The sequence below is a fragment of the Phenylobacterium sp. genome (assembly GCF_046590535.1).
In the GTDB taxonomy this organism is placed as follows: domain Bacteria; phylum Pseudomonadota; class Alphaproteobacteria; order Caulobacterales; family Caulobacteraceae; genus Phenylobacterium.
Genome location: NZ_JBKJTG010000155.1, coordinates 1 through 10,223 on the forward strand (window position 1 = coordinate 1; position 10,223 = coordinate 10,223).

The window sequence follows — 10,223 nt, forward strand, 5'->3', positions numbered from 1 at the left end:
GAGATCGAGCGGTTCCTGGCCCGACCCGACGCCCAGATCCGCTGCGCGCTCATCTATGGCCGCGACCTGGGGGTGGTGCGCGACCGCGGCCACCAGCTCGCCGCCAAGGTGGCCGCCGATCCTGACGATCCCTTCGACGTGGCCCTGCTGACCGACGCCGACATCAACGCTGACGGGGGCCGGCTGGAGGGGGAGCTGGCCGCCCAGTCGCTGATGGGCGGCCGCCGGCTGGTCCGCCTGCGCCTGGAGGCCGACAAGGGGCCGGTGGACAAGCTCGCCGCCGAGGCCCTGGTCCGCCACGCCGCCGGCGAACTCAACCCCGACGCCTTCTTTCTGATCGAGGCCGGGGCGCTGGGCCGGGAATCGGCGCTGCGAAAGGCCGCCGAGAAAGCGGCTGGCGCCGCCGTGATCCCCTGTTACGAGGACGAGCCCGGCGATGTGGCCCGCATGGTCCGCGAGACGCTCGCCAAGGACAATGTCTCGCTCACCACCGAGGCGCTGGCGGTGTTCGTGGCCCGCATGCCCAAGGAGCGCGGGGTCGCCCGCCAGGAGATCGAGCGCCTGACCATGTACCTTGGTCCCGGCAGTGGGGTCTCCGCCACGCCCGCCGACCTGGAGCCCTTCCTCGGGGTGGAGCCGGAGGCCTCACTCTCCGACGCCGCCGTGGACGCCTTCGGGGGCCGGCTGGCCGAGGCGCAGGCCGGCCTGCGCCGCGCCGCCCAGGAGGGCGAGGCCGGTCCCGCCGCGGTGCGCGCCATCGGCCTGCACCTGGGCCGCCTGCGCCGCACCCTGACGCTCGCCAAGGCCGGCGCGGGCCTGCAGGAGGCCGCCAAGGCGTCCGGGGTGTTCTGGAAGCAGGAGCGGGAGTTCCTGCGCCAGGCGCGCACCTGGACGCTGGATCACCTGGACGCCCTGCAACCCGACGTGCTGGCCGCCGACAAGGCCTGCAAGACCACCGGCTTCCCCGACCACCTGATCGCCGAGCGCCTGGCCCTGACCATCGCCGGCCGCGCGCGGCGGCTGGGGCTGTAGTCGCGCCAGGGCGCGCCCGTCACCCCACACTCAGCTGTCATCCCGGAAGCCGCCCAGCGGCTGTCCGGGACCCATAAGCACCGGATGGACAACGTCGGGAGGCGTCATCATCTGGACGTGGAGGTCGTCCCAGTTGGGATTGTCCGCCTCGATCAGGCGCACCTTCCAATCGCGCCGCCAGCGCTTCAGCTGCTTCTCGAAGCGGATCGCCTCGGTGACCTCGCCATAGCCCTGAAAGAAGACGAGCCGATCGACGCCGTAGCGCTTGGTGAACCCGGCGACGTCCTTGGCCTTGTGCTCGGCGATGCGGCGTTCAAGGCTGTTGGTTACGCCCACGTATAGCGTCCCATGGCGGGCGCTGGCGACGATGTACACCCAGTAGGTCATCGGCAAGCGTCAGTGTTCATAGGTCCCGGTCTTCGCGTGCGCGAAACCGGGATGACAACTGAAAAGGTGGACAGCGCCGGCCGCGCGCGGCGGTTGGGGCTGTAGTCGCGCCAGGGCGCGCCCGTCACCACACACCAAGCTGTCACCCCATCCAACTGTCACCCCACTAAGCTGCCACCACACACCAAGCTGTCATCCCGGAAGCCGCGCAGCGGCTGTCCGGGACCCATGAACACCGGATAACCATCATCGACGGGTCAGCCGGCGGCAGAGGTCGTCGAGCTGCTCCAGGGTCGCGTATCGGATGGTCAGCTCCCCCGAGCCGCCCCGGTCGGTGAGGCTGACGGCCATGCCCAGCGCGTCTTCCAGGTCGGACTCCAGGGCGGCGGTATCGGCGGCCTTGGGCGCCTTGCGCGGGCCGGACGCTTTCCTGGGACCGGTCGCCCGGGCGCGGACCGGGGCCTCGGCGTCGCGCACCGACAGCCCCTTGGCGACGATCTTCTCGGCCAGGGCCTCCTGGTCGTCGGAGGCCAGGATCGCGCGGGCGTGCCCGGCGGTGAGGCGGCCGTAGAGCACGTGTTCCTGCACAACATCAGGCAGTTGCAGCAGCCTGAGCGTATTGGCCAGGTGGCTGCGCGACTTGCCCACCGCCGTGGCGGCCTTGTCCTGAGTGTAGCCCATGCGGCGCATCAGCGAGGCGTAGGCCTGGGCCTCCTCCATGGCGTTGAGGTCCTCGCGCTGGACGTTCTCCACCACGGAAATCTCGAAGGCCCGGTCGTCGGGCAGCTCGCGGACCAGGGCCGGCAAGGCGCCCAGGCCCGCCGCCTGCGCCGCGCGCCAGCGGCGCTCGCCGGCGACGATCTCGTACTCGCCGGCGGTCTTGCGCGACGGCCTGACCAGGATCGGCTGCAACACCCCCTTGTCGCGGATGGAGGCCTCCAGCTCGGCGATCTCGGCGTCCGGGAAGTGCCGGCGGGGCTGTTCGGGGTTGCGGTGGATCAGCTCGATGGGGATTTCCCGGGCGCCCTCGGTGGGCGATCCCACGGCCTGGCCGGCCTCCGCCTCGCCCAGCAGGGCCGACAGCCCGCGGCCCAGTCCTCTGCGGCCCTCGGCCATGATCAGGTCCTCTCCAGGGTGGCGGCCCGACGCTGGCGCTCGCGCAGCACCACTTCGCGCGCCAGCTTCAGATAGGCCTGGCTGCCGGCGCACTTCAGGTCATAGACCAGCACCGGCTTGCCGAACGACGGCGCCTCGGAGACCCGCACGTTGCGCGGGATCACCGTCTGGTAGACGGTCTCCCCGAAATGGCTGCGGACATCCTTGGCGACTTGTTCTGAAAGACTATTTCTCCGGTCGTACATGGTCAGCACCACCCCCTGGATCTCCAGCTTGGGATTGAGCGACCCATGCACCAGCTCGATGGTGCGCATGAGCTGGGTGAGCCCCTCCAGCGCGAAGAACTCGCACTGCAGGGGCACCAGCACCGCATCAGCGGCGGCCATGGCGTTGACGGTCAGCAGGTTCAGGGACGGCGGGCAGTCGATCAGGACGTAGGTGTAGGCGCCCGAGGCGCGCACCGGCTCCAGGGCGTCGCGCAGCTTGAAGGAGCGGCGCGCCAGCTGGCCCAGCTCCAGCTCCACCCCGGAGAGGTCCGGATCGGCGGGGGACAGGTCCAGGCCCGGGACGGCGGTCTTCACCACCGAGTCCGCGATGGTCTTTTCGCCCATGAGCACGTCGTAGAGGGTGGTCTTGCGCAGCGCCCGGCCGACGCCCAGCCCGGTGGAGGCGTTGCCTTGCGGGTCGCTATCGATCAGCAGCACCCGCTCGCCCACCGCGGCCAGCGCCGTGCCCAGATTGATCGCCGTGGTGGTCTTGCCCACGCCGCCCTTCTGGTTGGCGACCACCAGGACGCGCATGGCCCGGTCAGACTGGCTTGGCACGACCAAGTCTTTCCACACGCACGATCTGGCCTCGCTCGCTGCTCAGGGAGGGCACGATGCTCGCCTCAAGCTCCCAACATCTTGTAGCCTCTTCGAGCTCCGCCGCAACATCTTGCCCCTTGAGGAACAATCCTGTCGCACCCCGGTGCAGGTAGGGCCGGGCATACCCGAGCAGCTTGGAGAGCGGCGCGCAGGCCCGTGCGGCGACGATCTCCACGGTGAGCTTGAGGTCTTCGGCCCGGGCATTGTGCACCTTGGCCGGCAGATCGAGCGTCGTCACTACCTCGGAGAGGAAGCGGCAGCGCTTGACCATGCTCTCCACCAGGTCAACGTGGAAGCCCAGGCGGCCCTTGCCGAGGATCGCCAGCACGATCCCGGGGAAGCCGGCGCCCGCGCCCAGGTCGGCCCAGCTACGCGCCTCCGGAGCCACCTTGAGGAGCTGGGCGCTGTCCCAGGCATGCCGCGGCCAGAACTCGGCGAGCGCCGAGGGGCCCACCAGGTTCATGTTGGCGTTCCACTCGCTGAGGAGGGCCAGAAACCGTTGCAGATCAGCCATCTGCTGCGGGGTCGCCCCCGTTGCGCGGGCGAAGCTGTCGGCGTCGGTGACCGCGTCCACGTCAGGCGGCGCGGCGGCGGACGTGGGCCAGCAGGGCGGTGAGCGCGCCGGGCGTCACGCCCTCGATGCGGGCGGCCTGGCCGAGCGTCAAGGGCTGCACGGCGCTGAGCTTCTCGCGCACCTCGTTGGAGAGGCCGCCCACCACGGCGTAGTCGAGGGCGGCGGGAAGCCGCAGGTCCTCGTCGCGGCGGAAGGCGGCGGCGTCGGCAGCCTGGCGGTCCAGGTAGCCCGCGTAGGAAGCGTCGATCTCCACCTGCTCGCGCACCGCCGCGGGCCAGGCCGCCACCTGCGGCCACAGCGCGGCGAGGTCATCGAAAGAGATCGTCGGATAGGCCAGCAATTCCATGAGGTTACGACGCTGGCCATCGGCCTTCACCGGCAGGCCGACCTTGGCTGCCGCGGCGGGGGTGAGGGTCAGACCGCGGGCCTCGGCGCGGGCGTCAGCCAGCGCCGTGGCCTTGGCGCCATAGGCCTGCGCCCGCGCCGATCCGACCACCCCCAAGACCAGACCCTTGGCGGTGAGCCGCTGGTCGGCGTTGTCGGCGCGCAGGGTCAGGCGGAACTCGGCGCGGCTGGTGAACATTCGGTAGGGCTCGGTCACCCCGCGGGTGACCAGGTCGTCGATCATCACCCCGATGTAGGCCTCGTCGCGGGCGAAGTGGGCGGCTTCCGCGCCCGCAGCAGCCCGTGCGGCGTTGAGGCCGGCCACCAGCCCTTGGGCGCCCGCCTCCTCATAGCCCGTGGTGCCGTTGATCTGGCCAGCCAGGTAGAGGCCCGGCAGCGCCTTGACCTCCAGGGCCGGGGAAAGCTCTCGGGGATCAACATAGTCGTATTCGATGGCGTAGCCATGCCGGCGGACCACCACCTCCTCCAGGCCCACGATGGTGCGCAGGAACAGGCCTTGAGTTTCGGCGGAGACCGAGGTGGAGAGGCCGTTGGGATAGACCGTGTCGTCGTCCAGGCCCTCGGGCTCCAGGAACACCTGGTGGCTCGACCGGTCAGCGAAGCGGACCACCTTGTCCTCGATGGACGGGCAATAGCGGGGCCCGACACCGGTGGCGCGACCGCCATAGACCGCCGACTCGCTCAGTCGCTCGGCGATGATCGCGTGCGTATTGGCGTTGGTGTAGGTGATCGCACATTCGATCTGCGGGGTGGTGATCGCCTGGGTGAGGAACGAGAACGGCACGGGCTCGGCGTCCGCCGGCTGCATCTCCAGTTTGTCCCAGGCGATGGTCCTGCCATCCAGGCGGGCAGGCGTGCCGGTCTTCAGCCGACCCATCCGCAAGCCCAGGCCGTAGAGCCGGTCGGCCAGGCCGATGGCCGGCGCGTCGCCCACCCGGCCCGCCGGGGTGCGGGTCTCGCCCTGGTGGATGACGCCTTTGAGGAAGGTGCCGGTGGTCAGCACCACCCGGCCGGCGCGGTAGGTCTCGCCGCTGGCGCCGATGACGCCGCAGACACATCCGTCCACGATCATCAGGTCCTCGACCGCCTCGGCGCGGATGGTCAGGTTCGGAGTCTGGGCCAGCTCCGCCTGCATGGCCTCGCGATAGAGCCGGCGGTCGATCTGCGAGCGCGGGCCGCGCACCGCGGCGCCCTTTGACCGGTTGAGCATCCGGAACTGGATGCCGGCCCGGTCGGCGAGCCGACCCATGAGACCGTCCAGGGCGTCGATCTCGCGCACCAGGTGGCCCTTGCCCAGGCCGCCGATGGCGGGGTTGCAGCTCATCTCGCCGATGGTCTCAAGCTTGTGCGTCAGCAGGAGGGTGCGCGCGCCCACCCGCGCAGAGGCCGCCGCGGCCTCGCAGCCGGCGTGTCCGCCCCCGATGATGATCACGTCCCAGGTCACGACGCCGATATAGGCCATCAAAGGCGGTGTTTCACGTGAAACATCGCAACCGTGGCGTGGCTCATTTGCCGATGCAGAAGGTCGCGAAGATACGGCCCAGCACAGCCTCGGGGTCGATGCGGCCGGTAATGCGGTCCAGCGCGCGGGCCGCCAGCCGCACGTCCTCGGCGGCCAGCTCCAGGCGCTCGTCCTGGGTCAGGGCGTGGCGCAGGCGCTCGGCCGCCTCGCTGAGCAGTTCGCGGTGGCGCAGGCGGGTGGCGGCGGGGGGCTCGGCGCCGTCGAGGGCGGCGGTGATCTTCTGCTCAAGGGTGGAGACCAGCCAGGCCATGTCGTTGGGACCCTTGGCGGTGATGTTGAGCACGCCCAGGCCCCGGCGTTCAGCTTCCTCCGCCGCCCACCAGCCGGCCTCGTTCTCCTTCAGGTCGCGCTTGGCGACGATGCAGAGGTCGTTGGGCGTTAGGCCCTCCGGGACCTCGGGGCGCTCTGCCAGGGCGCCGTCGACAATCCACAGGCGCAGGTCGGCGGACGCGGCCCAGGCCCTGGCCCGGCGCACGCCTTCGGCCTCGATCTCGTTGTCGGTGTCGCGCAGGCCCGCGGTGTCCCCCAGCACGGCCTTGTGACCGGCCAGCAGCAGCGGAACCTCGATCACGTCGCGGGTGGTGCCGGGAGTGGCGGTGACGATGGCGGCCTCTCGCGCCGCCAAGGCGTTCAACAGGGTGCTTTTGCCGGCGTTGGGCGCGCCGATCAGCGCGATCCGGTAACCCTGCCGCACCCGCTCGCCGCGCTGGGCGTCGGCGATGGCGGCGTCCAGCTCGGCGACCAGGCCCTCGATGGCTGGCCGGGCGCGGGCGGCCACGTCGGCCGGCACCTCCTCGTCCGGAAAGTCGACCGCAGCCTCCAGCATGGCCAGCGCCTGGGTCAGGGCGTCCCGCCAGCGGGCCTGCACCCGGCTCAGGCGGCCGCCGAGCTGCTCCAGGGCCTGGCGGCGCTGGGCGTCGGTCTCGGCGTCGATCAGATCGGCGACACCCTCGGCCTGGGCGAGGTCCAGCTTGCCGTTCTCGAAGGCCCGGCGGGTGAACTCGCCGGGTTCGGCCAGCCGCAGGCCGAGCGCCGCCAGGGCCTCCACCAGGGCGCCGACCACCGCGGGCCCGCCATGGACGTGGAATTCCGCGCAGTCCTCGCCGGTGTAGCTGCCAGGGCCTGGGAACCACAGCACCAGGGCCTTGTCGATCTGGCCCCCGGCGAGTCCCTTCAGGGTCCGCAGGCTGGCCCGCCGCGCCCGGGGCGCGGCGCCCGCCAGGGCGCGGATGGCGGCGTGGGTCTCAGGGCCCGAGAGGCGCACCACAGCCACGGCCGCCCGGCCGGCGGCGGTGGCAGGGGCGAAGATGGTGTCGTTCACTTGCGCAGGTTCGCGCTCATGCCGGCTTCCATCAGCTTGCGGAACTGCTCGGTGGCGCCCGTGCCGAAGGACATCCAGGTCTTCATCATCTCGTCAGGCGACAGCATGGCCATGTTGGAATCCATGCGGGCCTTTATCTCGGCCACCAGGTGATCGTTCAGCGCGCTCACGTCCGGCAGGCCCAGGAAGCGCCGGGCCTCCTCCGGCGTGCAGTCCACCTCGACAGTCATCTTCATGGCGTCATGCCTCGTGTCTTACGGGTGGCCGGGGGGCGGCCCCTCGCGGTAGTAGCGCCTTTCGGGGACTTTTCGAAACGGGAGACGGACCATTGGGCGAGCGCATCACCATCACCACCGCCGACGGCGCGTTCGACGCCTATGTGGCCCGGCCCGCCGCAGCCAAGGCCCCCGCGGTGGTGGTCATCCAGGAGATCTTCGGGGTCAACCAGGTGATGCGCGACATCACCGACGGCCTGGCGGGCCAGGGCTATCTGGCGATCTGCCCGGACCTGTTCTGGCGCATCGAGCCCGGCATCGACATCACCGACCAGTCCGAGGCCGAGTGGAAGCGGGCCTTTGAGCTGTTCAACGCCTTCGACGTGGAGACGGGCGTGGGTGACATCGCCGCCACCATCGCCCAGGTCCGCGCCGATTCGGCCTGCAGCGGCAAGGTGGGCGCGGTGGGCTTCTGCCTTGGCGGGTTGCTGGCCTTCCTCACCGCCACCCGCACCGACGCCGACGCGGCCGTCGCCTACTACGGCGTCGGCATCGAGGCCCGGGTCGCCGAGGCCGAGAAGCTGGCCCACCCGCTGATGCTGCATATCGCCGAGCAAGACCAGTTCGTGCCCAAGGAGGCCCAGGCGGTGATCCTTGCGGCCCTGAAGGACCACCCCTGCGTCGAGATCCACACCTATCCCGGCCGCGACCACGCCTTCGCCCGCGAGGGGGGCGAGCACTATGACGCGGCCGACGCCCGCACCGCCGGCGGCCGCTCCCTGACCTTCTTCGCAAAGCACCTGGCCTGATGCGCGCCGTCAGATTCGAGCGGACCGGCGGTCCCGAGGTTCTCGACTTGGTCGACATCGAGACCCCCGCCCCCGGTCCCGGCCAGGTGCTGATCCGGCATCAGGCGATCGGCATCAACTTCATCGACACCTACCAGCGCTCGGGCCTCTATCCGGTGCGCCTGCCCTCACCGTTGGGCGGCGAGGCTGCCGGGGTGGTTGAGGCGGTTGGCGAGGGCGTCACCCGGTTCCGGGTGGGCGACCTAGCGGCCTATGCCGGCGGCCTGGGCGCCTACGCCGAGCTGAACGTGCTGCCCGCCGGGCGCTGCGTGAAGCCGCCGCCCAGCGTCGACGCCCGCACCGCCGCCGCAGCGCTGCTCAAGGGGATGACGGTGGAGTTCCTGCTCACCCGCTGCCATGCGGTGCAGGCCGGCGAGATCATCCTGGTCCACGCCGCGGCCGGCGGCGTCGGCCAGATCATGGTGCAGTGGGCCAAGGCCCTGGGCGCCGAGGTAATCGCCACGGTGGGCTCGCACGACAAGGCCGACCGGGCCCGCAGCCTGGGCGCCGACCACGTGATCCTCTACCGCACCGAGGACGTGGCCGCCGAGGTCAAGCGGATCACCGGGGGCAAGGGCGTGCCGGTGGCCTACGACAGCGTCGGCGCGGCGACGTTTGACGGCACCCTGGGCAGCCTCGCCCGGCGCGGCCTGTTCGTCAGTTTCGGCAATGCGTCCGGCCCGGCCCCGCCGGTGGAGCCCCAGCGGCTGTCACGGGGCGGGTCGCTCTACTTCACCCGGCCGACCCTGTTCGACTACATCGTGACCACTGAGGAGCTGGACGCCAGCGCCGCAGCCCTGTTCGGCATGATCACCTCGGGCAAGGTCAGGATCGAGATCGGCCAGGAGTTCGCCCTGGCCGACGTGCGGAGGGCCCACGAGGCCCTGGAGGCCCGCGCCACGTCGGGCTCGAGCCTGCTGATTCCCTAGTGTTTCACGTGAAACAGCGCGCCAGTCCCTCCCTTCATGGGGAGGGACTGGCGGCTAGGTATTCATCGACTGGAAGAATTCTTCGTTGGTCTTGGAGTTACGGAGCTTGTCGAGCAGGAACTCGATGGCGTCCTGGGCGCCCATGGGGCCCAGGATGCGGCGCAGAATGTAGGTCTTCTGCAGGTGCTCCTTGGGCGTGATCAGCTCCTCCTTGCGGGTGCCGGACTTGATCACGTCGATGGCCGGGTAGACCCGCTTGTCGGCGACCTTGCGGTCCAGCACGATTTCCGAGTTACCGGTGCCCTTGAACTCTTCGAAGATTACCTCGTCCATCCGCGAGCCGGTGTCGATCAGGGCCGTGGCGATGATCGTCAGCGAGCCGCCCTGCTCCACATTCCGCGCCGCGCCGAAGAAGCGCTTGGGCCGCTGCAGGGCGTTGGCGTCGACGCCGCCGGTCAGGACCTTGCCCGACGACGGCACGGTGGCGTTGTAGGCGCGACCGAGGCGGGTGACGGAGTCCAGCAGGATGACGACGTCGCGCTTGTGCTCGACCAGGCGCCTGGCCTTCTCGATCACCATTTCAGCGACGGCGACGTGGCGGGTGGCAGGTTCGTCGAAGGTCGAGGCCACGACCTCCCCCTTGACCGTGCGCTGCATGTCGGTGACTTCCTCGGGCCGCTCGTCGATCAGCAGGACGATCAGGACGACCTCGGGGTGGTTGCGCTCGATCGACTTGGCGATGTTCTGCAGCATCACCGTCTTGCCGACCCGCGGCGGCGCCACGATCAGGCAGCGCTGGCCCTTGCCCAGCGGCGCGACGATGTCGATGACCCGGCCCGACCGGTCCCGCAGGGTCGGGTCCTGGATTTCCATGATCAGCCGCTCGTTGGGATAAAGCGGGGTCAGGTTGTCGAAATTGACCTTGGTTCGGACCGTCTCCGGGTCCTCGTAGTTGATCGTGTCGACCTTCAGCAGGGCGAAGTAGCGTTCGCCCTCGCGGGGTCCCCG

The 10,223-nt window shown here is 70.3% G+C and carries 11 protein-coding genes; 3 read left to right on the forward strand and 8 right to left on the reverse strand.

Going from position 1 to position 10,223, the window contains the following annotated elements; all coding sequences use genetic code 11:
* On the forward strand, window positions 1-1,032 hold a 1,032-nt coding region (gene holA / locus ACLL81_RS09305), incomplete at its 5' end, for a DNA polymerase III subunit delta (RefSeq protein ID WP_411288064.1).
* A 30-nt stretch (window positions 1,033-1,062) separates the two neighbouring features.
* Here holA and ACLL81_RS09310 read toward each other — a convergent pair.
* From ACLL81_RS09310 to ACLL81_RS09340, 7 genes are all read right to left on the reverse strand, one after another.
* Window positions 1,063-1,419 (reverse strand): GIY-YIG nuclease family protein, encoded by a 357-nt coding sequence (locus ACLL81_RS09310; RefSeq protein ID WP_411288065.1) that lies wholly within the window; start codon window positions 1,417-1,419, stop codon window positions 1,063-1,065.
* Window positions 1,420-1,665: 246 nt separating this feature from the next.
* On the reverse strand, window positions 1,666-2,535 hold the full coding sequence (locus ACLL81_RS09315; protein ID WP_411288066.1) for a ParB/RepB/Spo0J family partition protein: 870 nt from the start codon (window positions 2,533-2,535) through the stop codon (window positions 1,666-1,668).
* Between the two features lie 2 nt (window positions 2,536-2,537).
* On the reverse strand, window positions 2,538-3,335 hold the full coding sequence (locus ACLL81_RS09320; RefSeq protein ID WP_411288073.1) for a ParA family protein: 798 nt from the start codon (window positions 3,333-3,335) through the stop codon (window positions 2,538-2,540).
* A gap of 7 nt (window positions 3,336-3,342) precedes the next feature.
* Window positions 3,343-3,915, reverse strand: coding sequence for a 16S rRNA (guanine(527)-N(7))-methyltransferase RsmG (gene rsmG, locus ACLL81_RS09325; RefSeq protein ID WP_411288074.1), 573 nt, complete (start codon window positions 3,913-3,915; stop codon window positions 3,343-3,345).
* 61 nt (window positions 3,916-3,976) lie between these two features.
* Window positions 3,977-5,842 (reverse strand): tRNA uridine-5-carboxymethylaminomethyl(34) synthesis enzyme MnmG, encoded by a 1,866-nt coding sequence (gene mnmG / locus ACLL81_RS09330; RefSeq protein ID WP_411288067.1) that lies wholly within the window; start codon window positions 5,840-5,842, stop codon window positions 3,977-3,979.
* A gap of 43 nt (window positions 5,843-5,885) precedes the next feature.
* Window positions 5,886-7,223, reverse strand: a complete 1,338-nt coding sequence (mnmE, locus tag ACLL81_RS09335; RefSeq protein WP_411288068.1) for a tRNA uridine-5-carboxymethylaminomethyl(34) synthesis GTPase MnmE — start codon at window positions 7,221-7,223, stop codon at window positions 5,886-5,888.
* Window positions 7,220-7,459 carry a DUF6489 family protein gene (locus ACLL81_RS09340; RefSeq protein ID WP_411288069.1) on the reverse strand — a complete coding sequence of 80 codons (240 nt, stop codon included), beginning with the start codon at window positions 7,457-7,459 and terminating at the stop codon, window positions 7,220-7,222. Before ACLL81_RS09340 ends, mnmE begins: the two co-directional genes overlap by 4 nt.
* Window positions 7,460-7,551: 92 nt before the next feature.
* On the opposite strand from ACLL81_RS09340, the gene ACLL81_RS09345 reads away from it, so the two are divergent.
* Both ACLL81_RS09345 and ACLL81_RS09350 read left to right on the forward strand, forming a co-directional pair.
* Window positions 7,552-8,247 carry a dienelactone hydrolase family protein gene (locus ACLL81_RS09345; protein WP_411288070.1) on the forward strand — a complete coding sequence of 232 codons (696 nt, stop codon included), beginning with the start codon at window positions 7,552-7,554 and terminating at the stop codon, window positions 8,245-8,247.
* Window positions 8,247-9,215 carry a quinone oxidoreductase family protein gene (locus ACLL81_RS09350; protein ID WP_411288071.1) on the forward strand — a complete coding sequence of 323 codons (969 nt, stop codon included), beginning with the start codon at window positions 8,247-8,249 and terminating at the stop codon, window positions 9,213-9,215. The genes ACLL81_RS09345 and ACLL81_RS09350 overlap by 1 nt, the downstream gene beginning before the upstream one ends.
* A gap of 54 nt (window positions 9,216-9,269) precedes the next feature.
* On the opposite strand, the gene rho is transcribed toward ACLL81_RS09350, so the two are convergent.
* Window positions 9,270-10,223 (reverse strand): transcription termination factor Rho (rho, locus tag ACLL81_RS09355; RefSeq protein WP_411288072.1); only part of this gene is annotated, 954 nt, incomplete at its 5' end.